The sequence below is a fragment of the Polaromonas sp. CG_9.11 genome, assembly GCF_015752225.1.
GTDB lineage: Bacteria > Pseudomonadota > Gammaproteobacteria > Burkholderiales > Burkholderiaceae_C > Polaromonas.
On record NZ_JADOVE010000006.1, the window covers coordinates 82,646 to 99,962 of the forward strand.

Below are 17,317 nucleotides of genomic sequence, written 5' to 3' on the forward strand. Positions count from 1 at the left end.
TGGCTATTATTCCCGCATGTGCTTTTTATGCGATGTCAAACACTCTGCCTGGTCGGGCCGGCGCGGCTTTTTACTGGCGGCTGCCGGGTCGGCCGCCACGCTGGTCTCTGCGCCCCTGCTCGCCCAGGTGGACGTGGGCCGGTCGTCAAGCCTGCGCAACCTGGTGCCGGCCGAAGAACTCGAATCTGCCGCTGTCCAGCAATATGCAAAACTCCTGGCCGAAGCCAGGTCGCAAGGTGCGCTGGCGCCAGCGGGCAATGCACAGCTGCAGCGCTTGAGCGCCATTTCCCGGCGGCTGATTCCGTTTACGACGCAGTGGAATGACCGCGCACGGCAATGGCGCTGGGAAGTCAACCTGATTGGCAGCAAGCAGATCAACGCGTTTTGCATGCCCGGCGGAAAGATCGCTTTTTACACCGGCATCCTGGAGCAGCTCCGACTCACCGACGACGAGGCGGCCATGATCATGGGCCACGAGATGGCCCATGCCCTGCGCGAGCACGCCCGTGCGCGCATTGCCAAAAGCCAGGGAACCGGCACGCTGCTGTCGCTGGGCGCGCAGTTGCTGGGGCTGGGCGAGCTGGGCAACGTGGCCGCCAATGTCGGCACCGAATTGCTCACGCTGCGCTTTAGCCGTGACGATGAAAGCGATGCCGATCTCGTCGGCCTTGAGTTGGCTGCGCGCGGCGGCTACAACCCGCAGGCCGCCGTCAGCCTGTGGCAAAAAATGGCCCAGGCCGGCGGCGGCGCCAGTGGGCCGAGTTTTTTGTCGACCCACCCCTCGGGTCCGCAGCGCATCCAGGAACTCCAGTCCAATGTGCCCAAGGTCCAGGGCTTGTACCAGCGGGCACGCAGTTAGCCGACTTCCGGGCGCCCCGTTTTTGCCTCGTGCGCCTGCGTGACCTGCACGCTCGGCTGGTTCTGACCCAGGCTGGCAAAGCTTTTCCCAATCCTCAGGTCCGGCCCCAGGGTGGCAAGCCCCAAGCCGCCCCGCAATTTCCGGCAATTCTGTGGCAGGGCTGATGCCAAGCACGCTGGAAAAGTATTCGGCCATCAGCGCCGGGCTATCCCCGTTAGAAAATTCGCAGTTTGCAAGCCTCCATGCGCTTGCGATTGCGCCGGCTTTTCTGCGCCGCGCACGTTAAAAATCCTTTGAAGGAATTTTCAGCAAGGTGCTTGCACCTGTCTTCGAACGCTTCGAACCGATCGAAACTTAAAACGAAATCCTTTGATTACACATAGTAACGACTTAGATACATAGAAACATTTATTTTCAAGCTCATCAGCGCAATTTGACGATCTTCCGGTCCCTCTGAAAATCCCTTTCGCAATGCCTGAACACGGGCAAACAAGTTAACTATTTCTCATATACCCAACTCCAAGATAAAAGTTGTGCATTTGTACGTTTCCGGTGGCAGAATTTAATCAACAGTTTTTCCGGTAAGGATTTGCAAAAATGCATGGCAGTAGCCAGGAATGCTGGGTAATTAAAGAATAAATAAGCCTACGAGAGTTTTTAATAAGAAACCGCATGGTTTGCTACTGAAATTAAAGTTAATTGCTTTAAATAAAAAATACGGAACAAGGGAGTTGAGGGAATGAATATTGCGCTGTCACGTGTTGAACCTTCCGAGCCTGCCAAGGGAGAATCGGACGAGCCGGGCTGGTATGTTGCATATACCCAGCCTCAGCGTGAGCAGCTTGCACAGATCAACCTGGCACTTCAGGGGTTTGAGGTTTATCTTTGCCAATATAAAACATTCAAGAAATCTCCAGAGGGCTTGATGGCGGTGTGGCAGCCCATGTTTCCGCGCTATATCTTTTTCAGGCCCGCACATGCCGGCCAATCCATCTCAGTGGTGAGCTCCACACGCGGTATTTCCTTTGTCCTTCGGTTCGGCTTGATTCCTGCCAGGCTGAAACCAGAAGAACTTTGCATGCTCAAGGCATTGGAAAGTGCGCAGAATCAGGTCGATGCGGGCCAAACCAGCCCTTTTCAGCCCGGACTCAGGGTGCGTCTGCAAAATTGCGGCTTGAATGGTCTTGAAGGTCTGGTTCATTCGGTTTCCAGCAAACGCGTCACCTTGCTGATTCAACTGTTGGGCCGAGAGAAAAAACTGCAGCTGGAACACCACCAGGTAGAACTGCTGGATCAATAAACATTCCTTTTAAAAGAAAGCAAGGACAGCGTTGTCTGGACTGTGCTGTTTGTATTGACAGGCTAAACAGGGTTGAAATCGGTTGAATGGGCGTAAAGGAAGAAGAAGAAAAGTGTTTTTAGGCCTTAAAAAGCCAGAAACACTGCGGCAGCCATCCACTTTCAGGTTTCAGCAGGAAAACAGGCGTGCATCACTCTGAATCTCGGACAAGCGGACTGAATGAAATAACCATAAGGCCAGGCTGCCTTGAATACTGCGGCATTGATCTTTTTTTCATTCCCCGACAAGCTACACCTGCCGGTTAATCCTTCAGGTTGATCAAATATCTGAATCAACCATATTTTTTATTTAATTTAGAAAATATGGCGCAAGTATTCATTTCCGCTGGTGGCAAGTAATGGCGGAAGATGATTTCTTTCAGCTCCTAAGCCGTTATTTTTTGTTGCAAAAGCTGATGTGTCTTCACCCTCTGCCCAGCAGCACTGTTTCTGCTTGGTCAAGCAAATTCTGTTTTTAATGTAACTGGGCCAACACTGCCCATTCAAAAAGCGAGGTCCGTCATGTACATCCAGCAGCTTAATCTTCCACCTCCACCGACCGTCTTGCGCCAGGACCCGGAAACCAATCTGTTTGACCTGCTGGGCGTGGTGGCGGACAACCGTTGGCTGATTGCAGGCATCACCGCACTGGCACTGCTGCTCGGAGGCGCTTATGCGGTCCTGACGACGCCGGTGTACGAAGCCAACTCTCTCATACAGGTAGAGGAAACCAAGGAAAACACAGGCACGACACCCAGTGCGCTGGGGGCAGCAGCCAACCTGTTTGAAATCAGGTCGCCGGCATCGGCCGAAATGGAAATTCTTCGCTCACGCCTGGTCGTCGGACAGGCGGTGCAAAGTCTTCAGCTCGATTTGTCGGTCTGGCCCAAATATGTTCCGGTCGTCGGCAAGTGGCTGGCCCGTGGGGCCACATCGCCCTCGGAGCCTGGTTTTCTGGGAATGAAGGGTTATGTCACCGGCAACGAATCTCTGAAGGTGGAGAGTTTTGTCGTTCCTTCCAAATTCGAGACCAAGCGCTTTCTGGTTCGCCTCAATGGCGATGGCTACGAGCTGGTTTCGCCCGATGGCGGCACCCTTGCAAATGGCCGTTTTGGAACACCCCTTGCGTTCACGGTGGGAGGTCAAAAGGGACAGATGCTCGTCAGCACGGCTGTCGGAAACCCCGGGGCTGAATTCAACCTGGTGCGATTTCCCAGGTTGGCCGTCATTGAAGAGTTGCAGCGCTCACTCCTGATTGTTGAGCAGGGCCGCCAGTCGGGCGTGATTCTGACCAGCCTGACCGGCAACAACCCTGAAATCATTGCGCAAACCCTGAATGAAATTGGCCTGACGTATGTTCGCCAGAACGTGGCACGTAAAGTGGCCGAAGCAGAAAAGATGCTGGGGTTCCTGAAAGTCAATTTGCCGCAACTGCGCGCAAAAATCGAACAGTCTGAAAACAAGTTCAACCAGTTCCGCAATCGCAACGGCGCTTTCGACCTGACCACCGAATCCAAGGTGGTGCTTGACCAGTCGGTCAAGCTCCAGACTTCATTGCTCGAACTGCAGCAAAAGCGCTCGGACCTGGATGGGCGCTTTGGCTCACAGCACCCCAGCATTCAGACCATTGATGTGCAGATCAAGAGCCTTACCAGTGAGCTGGCTTCGATCAACAACCGGATGAAGACGTTTCCGACGGTCGAGCAGGATTTTCTGCGGCTGACGCGCGACATGAAGGTCGATACCGAACTGTACGCAAGCCTGCTCAACAGTTCGCAGCAACTCCAGCTGGTCACTGAAGGCAAGGTCGGCAACGTACGCATTGTCGATGTGGCGGCGGTTCCCCAGATTCCCATCAGGCCGTTGCCCATGAACATCACGGCCATCGCCGGGATGCTGGGCCTGCTGACGGGTCTGGTGTTCGCATTTTTGCGCAACAGCATGCGCGACGGCATCAAGCACCCTACGGACATCGAGCAGCGGGCGGGCTTGCGCGTGTTTTCAACCATTCCGTTCAGCAAGGTACAAGCCCGGCAGTTGCTCAGGATTGGCGGCAAGGCCACCGGGCAGCACATTCTGGCCATCACGTCTCCGGATGAGCCGGCCATTGAAAACCTGCGCAGCCTGCGCACTTCGCTGCAGTTCGCCATGGTCGATGCCACAAGCCCGATCGTGCTGGTGACCGGTCCGACCGCAGGCACCGGCAAGTCCTTTATCAGCAGCAACTTTGCGGCGGTTCTGGGCGCGGCCAACAAGAAAGTGCTGCTCATTGATGCCGACCTTCGAAAAGGCCATCTGCACCATTACTTTGGACTGGAACAGGGCAGCGGATTCAGTGACGTTTTGAGTGGCCATGTGAAGCTGGAAGACGCGCTGCACCGCAAGATTGCGCCCAATGTCGATTTCCTGGCGGCAGGATCCATCCCGGCCAATCCGGCGGAACTTCTGATGACCGGTGCCACCCAGCAGTTGCTGCAGCTTGCCGCCAAGTATTACGACATGGTCATCGTGTGCCCGGCGCCTGTGCTGGCGGTGTCAGACGCGGCGATCCTGGCGCCCATGGTGGGAGCGGTGTTTTTGGTGGCCCACGCCGATGTCACCAGCCTGGGCGAACTTCACGAATCCGGCAAGCGCCTGTCGCAAAACGGTGCCCAGGTCAAAGGCGTGATTTTCAACGGGCTCAACCTCAGCAAGAGCCGATACAGCCGGGGCTATGCCTTCAACGATCACCGTTATGCCAGCAACCAGTATTGAGGTGCGCACCATGTTTCAAGCCCCTGAACTGTCAGCCGATTATTTCAGCGGATTGCCTGCCGATCACCATGTGGTGCAGCCGGTTATTCTTTGCGGCGGGTCCGGCACGCGCCTTTGGCCGCTGTCGCGCAAATCGTTTCCCAAGCAGTTTGTTCCCTTGATCGGTGACAAAAGCCTGCTGCAACTGACGCTTGAGCGTGTGGCCCAGCTGGGCGGCGCCACGGCCGTCGAGGTACTTTGCGTGGCCGCTGAAGAGCACCGTTACCTGGTAGTCGAGGCCATGCAGGCCGCCAGGGTCAGTGGCTCGGTGATTCTGGAGCCCGTGGCACGCAATACCGCGGCAGCCATGGCGCTGGCAGCCTTGAAGGCGCAACCCAACCAATGGCTGCTGTTTTGCCCGGCAGACCACCACATCCCCGACGCGCGGGCCTTTGCTGCCATGGTCGAGCAAGGCAAGTCGGCAGCGGGGCAGGGCGCCATTGTTTCCTTTGGCATCAAACCGAGCTACCCCAGCACGGCTTACGGCTACATCGAGCAGGGGGAACTCCGTTCCGACAGCAGCTATTCGGTGTCACGCTTCATTGAAAAACCTCTGGTGGAAAAGGCCGAAAACCTGATCCTGCAAGGCAACGTGTTGTGGAATGCGGGTATCTTCCTGTGCAAGGCCAGCACCTTGCTCGAAGCACTTGGCCAGCATGCCCCCGACATCCTGGCCAGTTGCCGCAAGGCAATGGACGCGGCCATTTCCGATGAACCGTTCATTCGTCCCCAGACGCAGGCCTTTACCGCATGCCGTTCGGAAAGCATCGATTACGCGGTGATGGAAAACTACCCGAATATTGCCGTGGTGCCTTTCGCCGGTGCCTGGAGCGACGTCGGCAGCTGGAACGCGGTGGCCGACATGACCCTGGCGGATGGCAATGGCAACCGGGTCGATGGCCAGGGCCTGGCCATCGAGGCAACCAAGACCTATATCCATGCGCCCTACCGACCCGTGGTGGCGCTGGGCACGCATGACCTGCTCATCATCGACACGCCCGATGCGCTGCTGGTGGCCACCTCCAGCCATGCCGAAAGCGTCAAGATCGTGGTGGCTGAACTCGAAGCGCGCCGGACCCCGCAAGCCGCCATGCATCGCAAGGTGTCCCGTCCCTGGGGCTCGTACGACAGCATCGACATGGGGGAACGGTTTCAGGTCAAGCGCATTGTCGTCAAGCCTGGCGGGACCCTGAGCCTGCAAAAGCACTACCACCGGGCCGAGCACTGGATCGTCGTCAAGGGGACTGCGAAAGTGACACGGGGGGATGAAACCTTTCTGCTGACTGAAAACCAGTCCACCTACATTCCCATTGGCGAACTTCACCGCCTGCACAACCCCGGCAAGACGCACCTGGAAATGATTGAGGTGCAGTCCGGAAGTTACCTGGGTGAAGACGACATCGAGCGCCATGAAGACAGCTACGGCCGCGTGATTCCGGTTGAACTGAGCAAGAAACGGGCTTGATGCCTGCCCACTCACACTGCCACCACATGAACAAAAACACCACCCAAAAAGTCGCCCTGATCACCGGTATCACCGGCCAGGATGGCTCCTATCTGGCTGAATTCCTGCTGTCCAAAGGCTACATGGTGCATGGCATCAAGCGGCGCGCCAGCCTGTTCAACACCACGCGTGTCGACCATATCTACCAGGACCCGTGCATCAACAACCGCAACTTTGTGCTGCATTACGGCGACCTGAGCGACAGCTCCAACCTGATCAGGATTGTTCAGCAGACCCAGCCAGACGAAATCTACAACCTGGGTGCCCAGAGCCATGTGGCGGTGAGTTTCGAGTTGCCTGAATACACCGCCGACGTCGATGCCCTGGGCACGCTGCGGCTGCTGGAGGCCATTCGCATCCTGGGGCTGGAGAAAAAAACTCGCTTTTACCAGGCTTCCACCTCCGAGCTGTACGGCCTGGTGCAGGAAACGCCACAGAAGGAAACCACGCCGTTCTACCCACGCAGCCCTTACGCAGTGGCCAAGCTGTATGCCTACTGGATCACCATCAATTACCGCGAAGCCTATGGCCTGTATGCCTGCAACGGCATTCTCTTCAACCACGAAAGCCCGCGCCGCGGCGAAACCTTCGTCACGCGAAAAGTCACGCGTAGCCTGGCCAACATTGCACTGGGGCTGGAGAACTGCCTGTACATGGGCAACATCGACTCGTTGCGCGACTGGGGCCATGCCCGCGACTACGTGCGCATGCAGTGGCTCATGCTTCAACAGGACCATCCGGAAGACTTTGTGATTGCCACCGGGCAGCAGGTCAGCGTGCGCGACTTCATCACGCGCAGCGCGGCGCAGCTCGGCATTACCCTGGGTTTTGAAGGGCATGGCCTTGACGAGGTCGGCATGGTCCAGGCCATCAGCGGCGACAACGCGCCGGCATTGGCTGTGGGTGACGTCATCGTCAAGATCGACCCGCGCTACTTCCGGCCCGCCGAAGTCGAGACCCTGCTGGGCGACGCTGGCAAGGCCAGGAGTTCCCTGGGATGGGTGCCGGAAATCACCCTGGACCAGTTGATTGAAGAAATGGTGGCCCACGACCTGGACCATGCCCGTCGCCATGCGCTGCTCAAAACGCACGGCTATCCAACGACCGTCAGCGCGGAGTAAACCAGCATGCTCAATGAACCCAGAATCTTCGTGGCGGGCCATCGCGGCATGGTCGGCGGTGCGGTCATGCGCTGCCTGGTGGCGCAGGGACGAAAAAACATCGTGACCCGCAGCAAGGCTGAACTTGACCTGACCCAGCAACAAGCCGTCCGCGATTTTTTTGCCAGGGAAAAGATTGACCAGGTGTACTTTGCTGCTGGAAAAGTAGGTGGAATTCATGCCAACAACACCTATCCTGCCCAATTCATCTATCAAAACCTGATGATGGAAGCCAACGTGATCCACGAAGCCTGGCATTCCGGCGTACAAAAGATGCTGTTCATGGGCAGCAGCTGCATCTATCCCCGGCTGGCACCGCAACCCATGGCGGAAAACGTCTTGCTGAGCGGCCAGTTGGAGCCTACCAATGAGCCCTACGCGATTGCCAAAATCGCAGGCATCAAGCTTTGTGAAAGCTACAACCGTCAATATGGCAAAAGCCATGGCATTGACTACCGCAGCGTCATGCCGACCAACCTGTACGGTCCCGGCGACAACTACCATCTTCAAAACAGCCACGTCATTCCCGCGCTGATCCGCCGCTTTCATGACGCGAAGCTCTGCCAAACCCCTGGCGTGGCCATCTGGGGTTCGGGCACACCGAGGCGCGAGTTCCTTTACGTTGGAGACATGGCCGCCGCCAGCGTGCATGTCATGGACATAGACAAAGCGACCTACGACGCGCATACGCAACCCATGCAAAGCCACATCAACATCGGATTTGGCAGCGACATCGACATAGCCGGCCTGGCATTTGCGGTGGCGAAGGTCGTGGGCTACACCGGCACCATCAGTTTTGACAAAAGCAAACCCGACGGCCCGCCGCGCAAGCTTCTGGAGTCATCCAAACTCAGGAACCTGGGTTGGTACCCAAAGGTCAAGCTGGAAGCAGGCTTGGCACTGGCCTACGCTGATTACTGCAAGACCGAAGCAGGCCTTCCCCTTTGCATCGTCGTGAAAGAAAAGAAGCAATCGATCAGTGAATTTGCCAGTCCCTGGTTAAGGGATGTCACGCCAATGACGGCACCGAACCACCATGCCACCGGCCTGCATCCTTCGCAGCCATGCAGTCCCTGATAAATTTTCAGGTGCTTTGACGTCCACGTGCAAAGAAGAAAAACCGGGTTTGAATACAACCCTGAAACGGTTGAACAGCGGGCCTGGCTGGCATTCGAACTGTCAGGCTGTTGCTGCAATCAGCACAAGCGCTGATGTCATTTTATTTTCATTTCAATCCAGCAAGTCGTTGTTTTGCCTCGCCATTCCAATGTGCTGTCCTCGAATTCGCCCCTGAACACCTCCTGAAATGAAAACGGAATCAATCGTCAAAAGAGTCGTTTCTGGAAGCCTGGCGTCGTGGATGCGGATTGCGGTGACAATTTTCAGCCAGATCATTGCAGTTCCCATTTACCTGCATTACTGGTCCATTGAAACCTATGGTGCGTGGATTCTGGTGCAAAGCATTGTCAGTTTTTTGACCATATTCGACATTGCACATCACAATTACCTGGGCAACGAATTCCTGAAAACAGGCCGGCAAAACCGCAGTGAAATTGCCGCGATGTTTTCTACCGGCATGCTGGTGGCATTTATTGTTTCAATTTTCACTTTTACAATTATTTGTATTCTTGCCCTTTCAGGAACCATAAGCCAGTGGGTGGGAATCAGTGCCGCCACAGCGCAGCCTTTTGAAATCGCACTTTTATTGACCTGCGGCACCTGGGTTCTCACCATCACTTTCACGGGCCTGCTGGGCCGTGTGCTCAATCCCTTCGGCTATTTCCCCCTGTCAGCCTGGAGCGGGGTTTTGTTCGCGATTATTTCCACCGCTGCATCCGTGGCTGCCGTCTATTTTGGCGCTGGTCTCGTGGCAACAACAATTGCCACATGCGTTGCGACCTTCATCTGCCACAGCATGCTGGCAGTCATACTTTTTCGAATCGCGCGGCAAGAAAAACTCATCTCTGCCAAATTTGAAATGGCCAAGGGATTTTCAAGATTTCATGCATCGCTTGCACTGGGCGTTCAGTCCGGACTCGAAATTCTCCGCCAGCAAGGCGTGCGCTTTATCTTGCTGCCTTTGTCGGGTATGGGCCAAATGATTGCATTTGCAACCATGCGCACCGGTGCGAATCTTGCCCTGCAGGGTGTGGGGACCATCACCGCGCCCCTGATGCCCGAACTGATGGCTTTTCTGGTGAACCGGGACCAACCCCGGACAGAAAGCGCTTTTTCCGTCATTTGGCTGATGTTGTGCGTGGTGCTGGTGCCAGCTGTACTGGTCGTTCAATACCTTGCACCCACACTGTTTCCAATTTGGACACAGGGCAAGATTGAGTTCGATCCCGTCCTGTTTGCATTGCTGTCGCTAGCAGTCCTCGTTTATGCGCTGGCGCAGCCCGCCATTGCCGTGGTGAACGGAAACAACCTGATCCGCGAGCAAGTCGCGATTTCAACTTTTGCCACGGTCATCACGGTGGGGGGAATATACCTGCTGGTTCCGCTCATGGGGGTCAGGGGCGCGGCGCTGGCCCTGCTGACAGGAGAAGTCGGCACCTTGCTTTTATATGTCCATACTGCAAAAAAATGGCTCACCGGCGTGGGCATGCGGTGGCCTACTTCCGCTTTTGCCACTGCATCCCTGTCGCTGGTTGTCGCGGGCCTCGGCATGTTCTCCATAATATTTTTTCAAAGCCATGCCGGCTTGTGCCTGATGCTGGCATTGGTTGCCCAGGTCTTGGTATTGATCAGCTATTGGTCACAGCTGCCTTTGATTGCCCGTGAAGCGGCGACAACACAGGCGGTTCGATTTTTGCCACAGTTACTGCGAAAACGGCTGGACAAGACAGTCGGCAGCACCAGTTGAGAATCACTTCTGTCCGGAGTAATGAAGAATGCGAATTTCAGTGCTTATTCCCGTATACAACGGCAAGCTATTTATCGCCGAAGCGGTGGATTCTGTTTTGGCGCAGGAATGCCGTGACTGGGAACTTGTCATCAGCGACAACGGCTCGACTGACGGAACCTGCGATTATTTGCGAAGCTTGTCCGACCCACGCATCCGTGTATACGAACAGCCAGTCAACCTTGGAATCATGGGGAATCTGAATTTTCTGCTGGCCCAGGCATATGCCCCGATTGCAAAAATCATGGGGCATGACGACCTCTTGCTGACCGGAGCACTCGAAACAATTACACGCTTCATGGAGGAACGCCCCGACTGTGCCGTCAGCCGTTGCTGGGCGCTCGGGGATGAACTTCGCTACTCAAAAGGCGGAGCGCTGGAGTGGGAAGGCTTGTTGCCTTCAAGGCTTGAGCCTGCTGCCTCAGTCCTGGCATTTGCCACGTTCGGCAATCTGGTGGGCAACATTTGCCGGGCTGCATGCCGCCCCCGCATGGTGCTGCAAGCTGGCGGGTTTGACAAAAAATTTCCTTCTGCCGGTGACTACGAAGCCTGGCAGCGCGTGGCGGGAATTTTTGGAATATGGTTGCAGAATGAAGAACTGGTCTTTGAGCGCATTCATGAATTGCAGGATTCAAACTTGCGCACCGAAAGAAATGAAATAGACACGCAGGTCAATTCAATTCTGGAAATTCTGGCCCGGGAAGTGGATCCTTCGCTGCTTCATGTGTTGCGGCGCCACTGGACCATTCATGTTTTTTCACACAGGTGTTCGCGGTTTGCAAGGCAGGTTTTTACCGGCCGGTTTTCCTTGGCCGCATCGGTCTGGAGAAATTTACCGCTTGGTGTCTCGGCATTTTCAAGTATTGCCGCCTATCCGCTTGTCAAGCTGAAACTCGCCCGGGCCAATGCAACCACAAATTACCTGCTCGACCACATACTGAAAAATAATAAAAAGCTGCCCGCATCGATAAGCCAGGCATGATTCGCTCCAATGAAAAAATATCTTGAATATCCGGCATAAATCATTTCCGGCTGAATGCTTTGGGGATTGAGATGAAATACTTGATGAACAGTTTGTTTTTGCTTTTATATTGTGGTTTTTTTCTGGTTTTCCAGCCGGACAGTGCCCTGGTATTTTTTGTTATCTCGTTGGTGCTCAGTATTTTGGCGGTGGGCAACGTTATAAAGTACATCCGGATTCCTTCGGATATATGCATATATGATTTTTTCGCAACTTCCCTGCTTCTTGCTTATGCACTCAGCACTTTTGTAACGCAAATAAAAATTTACTCACTCAAGTCAATTGACGTGGGTCGTTATTTCAGTATTGGCCAGGCATCGCTTTCAATGGCGTTGGCAGGTGTTTCTTTTTCGTGCGCATTGCTGGTTTTTTTCAGTCGTTTTTTTCCTGAGAAAATTCAGTTCCCCGTTTTTGGCAAAGGCCAGATTCGGGAAAGCTTGCTTGTGACTGCGATCGTCACTTTTTCAGGCATTTACTGCATATTCACCGGAATCATTGGATTTCAGGGGTTTATATTTGCCGACATCAGTCAGCAGTCTGTTTCCCCAGTGGCCTTGATGGTAAATTTTGCACTGGCTCCTGTGGGTGTACTTGCCATATTTCTGGCCTCTGGAAGATACGAAGTCAGTCAGACTGACAAGTGGCTCTTATATATATTTGCTGGCCTGCTCTGGGTTATTATGTTTACCCAGGCCCGGCGCCTGGTGGTATACCTGGCAATGCTCTATGTTATTTTTTATGCCATCGATTCATACGGCCGGCCTGTCTGGCGAAAGAAGATATTCTTTTCCGTGCTCGTGTTCTTTGTGGCTTACTTTGGCGTGAAGTTGTTTTATGCATTCAGGATTGCCGGCTGGGAGCTGGCCGGCACGAAGGATGCAGTTTTACTATTGAAATCCGGGATCGATGTAATTATCAACCCATCGAAATACGATTTTGATTACCTGCTCAGTGAAAATACACTCGAACGTCCTTTTGTCATCAAGTATCTTGCGCAGGTCATGGAAAAGGTCAGTCTTGGCAGACAACTGTCCGGCGAGGCTTTGTACGCCACTATTTTGTACAGCATTCCTTCTGCTCTGATTGGGTTCAAGACGTTTGCCACTGACGAGGAATTGATCCATCCCCGGATTGGCTTGGTCATCAATGACGATGCCAACACGATCTTGACCACGGGGGTAGCTGATTTTGGATGGACCGGATTATTGCTGTATCCCGTCCTTGTGGTACTTGTTTTGAAATTTTTGCTGTTCATGGTTAAAAAGTCAAACATCAGGTGGATGGATTATTTTGTCCAGTTCGGGGCTTTGTTTGTACTTTTGAACGTCGAAAACTCAATGACCCAGTACTGGTCGTTTGTGCGAAGCACCGTGATTGTATTGATCGTGGCTTTTGCTTTGAGGTTCATATTGAATGGTATTTATATTCGTAAAAACGGATTGGCCTGAAAGTCCTATTGCATGACGTCCATTCTTTACATCGGTGATTCTTCCCGTGGCGCAACCAGTTGTCATCGGGCAAACGCCCTGCGGCGTCTGGGTCATGACGTTGTGGTCGCCGATCCCTACCTGATATGTCACGGCAGTATCGAGAATCCCTGGTTGGGTGCTCTGCATTTCAGGACCGGTTATCGGCTTCTTCAGCCACGAATAAAGCAGTGGATCGCCACGCTGCTGTCCGGAATTCATGGTTTCGATATGGCCTGGGTTGACAACGGCGAACTTCTTGGCGCAGATTCTGTTCGCTTGCTGGGCGAATCCGGACTGCTGACAGTGCTTTACAACCACGACGATCCGACTGGCTCGCGTGACGGCCGGCGGTTTGACTCACTGCTGAAAGCGTTTCCTTTTTATGACATCTGTGCGGTTGTTCGTCAGAACAATGTGCTGGAATACCAGGCACTCGGGGCAAGGCGTGTCATACGGGTATTGATGAGTCATGACGAAGTCATGCATGCGCCATATCGGGACACCAGCGAGCTGGCGCCAACCTTTCGTTCAGAGGTTGTTTTTATCGGAACCTGGATGCGGGGCGAGGCGCGTGATCAGTTTTTGCTTGAACTCGTCCAACACGGAATACCTGTTTCCATCTGGGGCCAGCGATGGGAAAAGTCTCCGCTCTGGGTTCATCTGAAGGCCTTTCACCGGGGCGGTAATCTCACCGGACGCGATTATGTCGCCGCCATTCAGGGTGCCAAAGTCTGCTTGGGCATGCTGTCCAAAGGCAACCGTGATTTGCACACCACGCGCACCATGGAGATTCCCTATGCCGGGGGCGTTCTGTGTGCTGAACGCACCAGCGAACATTTGGAACTGTATGCGGAAGGCGTCGAAGCGGTCTTTTGGCGTGATGCGGAGGAATGCGCCAGGCAGTGCCGCCGCCTGCTTGGCGATGATTCGTGGCGTGAGTCGGTACGCGTGGCAGGCATGGCACGGGTCAGGGCCGCCCGCCGGGGTCATGAAGACATGTGCCGGGTGATCGTCGAGGCGGCATGGCAATCTCAAGCGCAATCTCCGTCAGCAAGCCTTGTCGCGAATGGGCGCTGAATTCTGTCTGCGTCGATAAAGAGAAATTGCCATGCACATTGTCCAGTTTGTCCATCCTGATTTCCTGAATTCGCAAAGCATGCCGCGCTTTGCAAAAATGATTGCCGAAGGCATGCGTGCACGCGGACACCAGGTTGACATCTGGACCGCCAGGCCGCTGGCCTATGGCGTTCCGGCCCCGACACGGCTCAAGAAATGGCTGGGCTACATTGACCAGTTCATCTTTTTCCCCCTCTTGGTGCGCTGGCGACTTCGCCGGCTTGAGGCCAATACCTTGTTCGTGTTTGGCGACCAGGCCCTGGGGCCGTGGGTTCCCCTGGTGGCGTGCAGGCCGCATGTGATCCATGTTCATGACTTCATGGCGCTGCGCTCGGCGCTGGGAGAGTTTTCGCAAAATCCGACAGGCTGGGCCGGGCGCCAGTACCAGGCGCTGATCCGGCGCGGCTTCAGCCGGGGGCGTCATTTTGTTTCGGTGTCCGACAACACGCGCCACCAGTTGCAGCGGTTTTTGCCACGCCAGCCTGACGTGTCGGAGGTGATTTACAACGGGTTGAACTATCCGTTCCGGCGCATGAACGCGGCCGAATCCCTGGCTGAACTGCTGCCCGCCGGGCTGGTACCGCCGCCCGAGGGCTTCCTGCTTCATGTGGGTGGAAACGAATGGTACAAAAATCGTCAGGGCGTGCTTGAGATTTACCAAGCCTATGCGCGGCAAGCAGAAAATCCTTTGCCGCTCTGGCTGGTGGGAACGGAACCCACAATGGCCTTGAAGGCGCTGGCCCGGCAGACGGCAGCCAAAGGCAAGGTGCGGTTTATTTCTGGTCTGTCCAACAAACAGGTTTGCGCTGCGTATTCGGCAGCACGGCTGATGGTGTTCCCCAGTCTGGCCGAAGGCTTTGGCTGGCCGATTGCCGAAGCCATGGCGTGCGGTTGCCTGGTGCTGACCACCGGCGAGGCGCCCATGACGGAAGTGGGCGGCGATGCTGCGTTTTACATTCCCTCCAGGCCCCAGCGCAATCCCGGGGCATGGGCCGAACAGTCCGGTGCCCGTGTTTTGGAAATACTCCAAACCAGGCCTGATGAAACTGGCAGTCGCCGGCAACGGGGCTACCGCCAGGTTGCCAAGTTCGATGCCGAGCAGACGCTCAATGCGTATGAGCGAATTTATCGGCAAGCGCTCGGAAAAGCCCCGTCCTGAGCTTTTTGCCCAGCGCCTTCGGTTTCACCGAAGGGAAAATTTTTACACATGAAATAAGCTATTTGCGCAATAGCAGTGGTTATTAATCGCTATCTATTTTGTAGCGCGCTGATTCGCCTGTCTTGAAGAATTTCAGGCGGCCGAGTCTTGTCTGCATCTTTCAGCGCCATTCGTCTGGCGCCATTTATCCATGAAACTCCTCCAGGTCATCTCTTCCACCAATCCCCGGGACGGCGGTCCGATTGAAAGCGTGAGGCAGCTCTGTGAGCCTTTGAAGGATCTGGGCGTGAGCGTCGAGATTGTCTGCTGCGATGCGCCTGATGCGCCAGACCATGTGGCAGACGGCATGCCGACGGTCCATGCCCTCGGGCCTTCGCGGCTGGGTTATGCCTACACGCCCAGCCTGGTGCCCTGGTTGCGCCGCAATGCCGCGCGCTTTGACGCTGTGATTGTCAATGGCCTTTGGCAGTACAACGGCCTGGCGGTGCAGCAGGCCCTGGCGGACAGCAAGGTGCCGTATTTCGTTTTTTCGCACGGCATGCTGGACCCTTGGTTCAAGCGCACTTATCCGCTCAAGCACCTCAAGAAGTGGCTGTACTGGCCCTGGGGTGAATACCGTGTGTTGCGCGATGCGCGGGCGGTGATCTTCACCTGCGAGGAGGAGCGCCTGCTGGCACGGCAGTCGTTCTGGCTGTACCGCGTCAAGGAGGCCGTCACCGCCTTCGGCACATCCACCCCTCCGGCGAATGGCCGTGAACTGGCGCAAAAGTTCCTGGCCGCCCGCCCGCACCTGCAGGGCAAGCGGATTGCCCTGTTCCTCAGCCGCATCCATCAAAAAAAGGGCTGTGATCTGTTGCTTGACGCCTTTGCCCGGGTGGCTGACCGGGACGAACGCCTGCATCTGCTCATGGCCGGACCGGACCAGACGGGCTGGTCGGCGGGGCTGCAGGCGCAGGCGGAAAAACTCGGCATTGCCGATCGCATCAGCTGGCCCGGCATGTTGCGGGGCGATGACAAATGGGGTGCTTTCCATGCGGCCGAGCTGTTTTGCCTGCCTTCGCACCAGGAAAATTTTGGCATTGTGGTGGCCGAGGCCCTGGCCTGCGGCAAGCCTGTCTTGATCAGCAACCAGGTCAACATCTGGCGTGAAATCGAATCGGATGACGCCGGTTTTATCGACGAAGACACCGTTGCAGGCACCGAGCGCAGTCTGCGGCGATGGCTGGCGCTGGATGCGCCGGCGTATGCGCAGATGGCCGGGCGGGCAAGCCTGTGTTTTGCCCGTCGCTTTCACATTCAGCGGGCGGCCGAGCGGCTGGTGGAAATTGTCAGGGAGCATGCGTGATGATGACTTTTATCCAGGCAGGCGGCCTTTCATGATCAACACCAGTCCGCTGGACCTCCTTCCGCGCAAAAAAGGTTTCGTCGGGCCCACCTTCAGTTTGTCGAACCGACTGAAAAGGGTGGCGTGGAAATTGACGTGGCTGCTGGCGGCCCGCTGGACGCCACCGCCTTTTCGCCGCTGGAGGATTTTCATATTGCGGCTGTTTGGCGCCCAGGTGTCGTGGCAGGCGTTTGTCTATTCAAACGTCGAGGTATGGGCACCCTGGAACCTGACGATTGAAGACCACGGCTCACTGGGTCGGGGCGTGAATTGCTACAACATCGCGCCCGTGTGCATCGGCAAGCGTGCAGTGGTGTCCCAGGGCGTGTACCTGTGCACCGGTTCCCATGACTACCGCGACCCCGAATTCCCCCTGGTTGCCAGACCCATCACGGTCGGGCGACGCGCCTGGGTGTGTGCCGATGCCTTTGTCGGGCCGGGTGTCGCAGTGGGTGACGGTGCCATTTTGGCCGCCCGGGGCGTGGCCTTCGACAACCTGGCGCCGTGGACGATTTCAAAAGGCAACCCGGCCATTGTTTTGCGCAGTCGGCCCGTGCTCGCCGATTGAAACACCGCCCACTGCCTGGCATCACGTTTTCTTGAAGGCCT

Annotated in this window: 14 protein-coding genes; 13 read left to right on the forward strand and 1 reads right to left on the reverse strand. The window is 55.7% G+C overall.

The genetic code is table 11. The features are described 5' to 3' along the window. Positions 1-16 precede the first annotated feature (16 nt). The gene (locus IWX85_RS06910) at positions 17-859 is read left to right on the forward strand and encodes a M48 family metallopeptidase (RefSeq protein ID WP_196869242.1); all 843 of its coding nucleotides are present in this window, start codon (positions 17-19) and stop codon (positions 857-859) included. Positions 860-1,598: 739 nt separating this feature from the next. Next, positions 1,599-2,159, forward strand: a complete 561-nt coding sequence (locus tag IWX85_RS06915) for a transcription termination/antitermination protein NusG (RefSeq protein ID WP_036807186.1) — start codon at positions 1,599-1,601, stop codon at positions 2,157-2,159. Positions 2,160-2,512: 353 nt separating this feature from the next. Here the strand turns inward: IWX85_RS06915 and IWX85_RS20360 are convergent, their stop codons facing one another. Further along, positions 2,513-2,659, reverse strand: coding sequence for a hypothetical protein (locus IWX85_RS20360; protein ID WP_231379596.1), 147 nt, complete (start codon positions 2,657-2,659; stop codon positions 2,513-2,515). Between the two features lie 60 nt (positions 2,660-2,719). Between IWX85_RS20360 and IWX85_RS06920 the strand changes: the two genes are divergently transcribed. The 11 genes from IWX85_RS06920 to IWX85_RS06970 all read left to right on the forward strand — a co-directional run bounded on the left by IWX85_RS06920 (position 2,720) and on the right by IWX85_RS06970 (position 17,276). Continuing rightward, entirely contained in the window at positions 2,720-4,951 is a 2,232-nt protein-coding gene (locus IWX85_RS06920) for a polysaccharide biosynthesis tyrosine autokinase (RefSeq protein ID WP_196869243.1), read from the forward strand. Then, positions 4,932-6,455 carry a mannose-1-phosphate guanylyltransferase/mannose-6-phosphate isomerase gene (locus IWX85_RS06925; RefSeq protein WP_231379597.1) on the forward strand — a complete coding sequence of 508 codons (1,524 nt, stop codon included), beginning with the start codon at positions 4,932-4,934 and terminating at the stop codon, positions 6,453-6,455. The genes IWX85_RS06920 and IWX85_RS06925 overlap by 20 nt, the downstream gene beginning before the upstream one ends. Before the next feature lie 26 nt (positions 6,456-6,481). Continuing rightward, positions 6,482-7,615: a GDP-mannose 4,6-dehydratase gene (gene gmd, locus IWX85_RS06930; RefSeq protein ID WP_036807180.1), complete on the forward strand. Its 1,134-nt coding sequence runs from the start codon at positions 6,482-6,484 to the stop codon at positions 7,613-7,615. A 6-nt stretch (positions 7,616-7,621) separates the two neighbouring features. Next, positions 7,622-8,731, forward strand: coding sequence for a GDP-L-fucose synthase (locus IWX85_RS06935; protein ID WP_196869244.1), 1,110 nt, complete (start codon positions 7,622-7,624; stop codon positions 8,729-8,731). A gap of 229 nt (positions 8,732-8,960) precedes the next feature. Next, positions 8,961-10,520 carry a lipopolysaccharide biosynthesis protein gene (locus tag IWX85_RS06940; RefSeq protein ID WP_196869245.1) on the forward strand — a complete coding sequence of 520 codons (1,560 nt, stop codon included), beginning with the start codon at positions 8,961-8,963 and terminating at the stop codon, positions 10,518-10,520. Positions 10,521-10,548: 28 nt separating this feature from the next. Next, positions 10,549-11,541 carry a glycosyltransferase family A protein gene (locus IWX85_RS06945; RefSeq protein ID WP_196869246.1) on the forward strand — a complete coding sequence of 331 codons (993 nt, stop codon included), beginning with the start codon at positions 10,549-10,551 and terminating at the stop codon, positions 11,539-11,541. Positions 11,542-11,624: 83 nt separating this feature from the next. Beyond that, positions 11,625-13,028: a hypothetical protein gene (locus IWX85_RS06950; RefSeq protein ID WP_196869247.1), complete on the forward strand. Its 1,404-nt coding sequence runs from the start codon at positions 11,625-11,627 to the stop codon at positions 13,026-13,028. A 12-nt stretch (positions 13,029-13,040) separates the two neighbouring features. Next, positions 13,041-14,126 carry a glycosyltransferase gene (locus IWX85_RS06955; protein ID WP_196869248.1) on the forward strand — a complete coding sequence of 362 codons (1,086 nt, stop codon included), beginning with the start codon at positions 13,041-13,043 and terminating at the stop codon, positions 14,124-14,126. Positions 14,127-14,157: 31 nt separating this feature from the next. Further along, a complete protein-coding gene (locus tag IWX85_RS06960) occupies positions 14,158-15,324 on the forward strand; it encodes a glycosyltransferase (protein ID WP_196869249.1) in 1,167 nt (388 codons plus the stop codon). 190 nt (positions 15,325-15,514) lie between these two features. Further along, complete coding sequence (locus IWX85_RS06965; RefSeq protein ID WP_196869250.1) at positions 15,515-16,669, forward strand: glycosyltransferase; 1,155 nt, start codon at positions 15,515-15,517, stop codon at positions 16,667-16,669. Between the two features lie 31 nt (positions 16,670-16,700). After that, entirely contained in the window at positions 16,701-17,276 is a 576-nt protein-coding gene (locus tag IWX85_RS06970) for a putative colanic acid biosynthesis acetyltransferase (RefSeq protein WP_051984476.1), read from the forward strand. Positions 17,277-17,317: the final 41 nt, after the last annotated feature.

Coding starts and splice junctions, on each gene's coding strand:
- IWX85_RS06965 (WP_196869250.1), top strand. CDS start 15,515: ATGAAACTCCTCCAGGTCATCTCTTCCACCAATCCCCGGGACGGCGGT.
- IWX85_RS06945 (WP_196869246.1), top strand. CDS start 10,549: ATGCGAATTTCAGTGCTTATTCCCGTATACAACGGCAAGCTATTTATC.
- IWX85_RS06950 (WP_196869247.1), top strand. CDS start 11,625: ATGAACAGTTTGTTTTTGCTTTTATATTGTGGTTTTTTTCTGGTTTTC.
- IWX85_RS06915 (WP_036807186.1), top strand. CDS start 1,599: ATGAATATTGCGCTGTCACGTGTTGAACCTTCCGAGCCTGCCAAGGGA.
- IWX85_RS06960 (WP_196869249.1), top strand. CDS start 14,158: ATGCACATTGTCCAGTTTGTCCATCCTGATTTCCTGAATTCGCAAAGC.
- IWX85_RS06940 (WP_196869245.1), top strand. CDS start 8,961: ATGAAAACGGAATCAATCGTCAAAAGAGTCGTTTCTGGAAGCCTGGCG.
- IWX85_RS06955 (WP_196869248.1), top strand. CDS start 13,041: ATGACGTCCATTCTTTACATCGGTGATTCTTCCCGTGGCGCAACCAGT.
- IWX85_RS06970 (WP_051984476.1), top strand. CDS start 16,701: ATGATCAACACCAGTCCGCTGGACCTCCTTCCGCGCAAAAAAGGTTTC.
- IWX85_RS06925 (WP_231379597.1), top strand. CDS start 4,932: ATGCCAGCAACCAGTATTGAGGTGCGCACCATGTTTCAAGCCCCTGAA.
- IWX85_RS06935 (WP_196869244.1), top strand. CDS start 7,622: ATGCTCAATGAACCCAGAATCTTCGTGGCGGGCCATCGCGGCATGGTC.
- IWX85_RS06910 (WP_196869242.1), top strand. CDS start 17: ATGTGCTTTTTATGCGATGTCAAACACTCTGCCTGGTCGGGCCGGCGC.
- IWX85_RS06920 (WP_196869243.1), top strand. CDS start 2,720: ATGTACATCCAGCAGCTTAATCTTCCACCTCCACCGACCGTCTTGCGC.
- gmd (WP_036807180.1), top strand. CDS start 6,482: ATGAACAAAAACACCACCCAAAAAGTCGCCCTGATCACCGGTATCACC.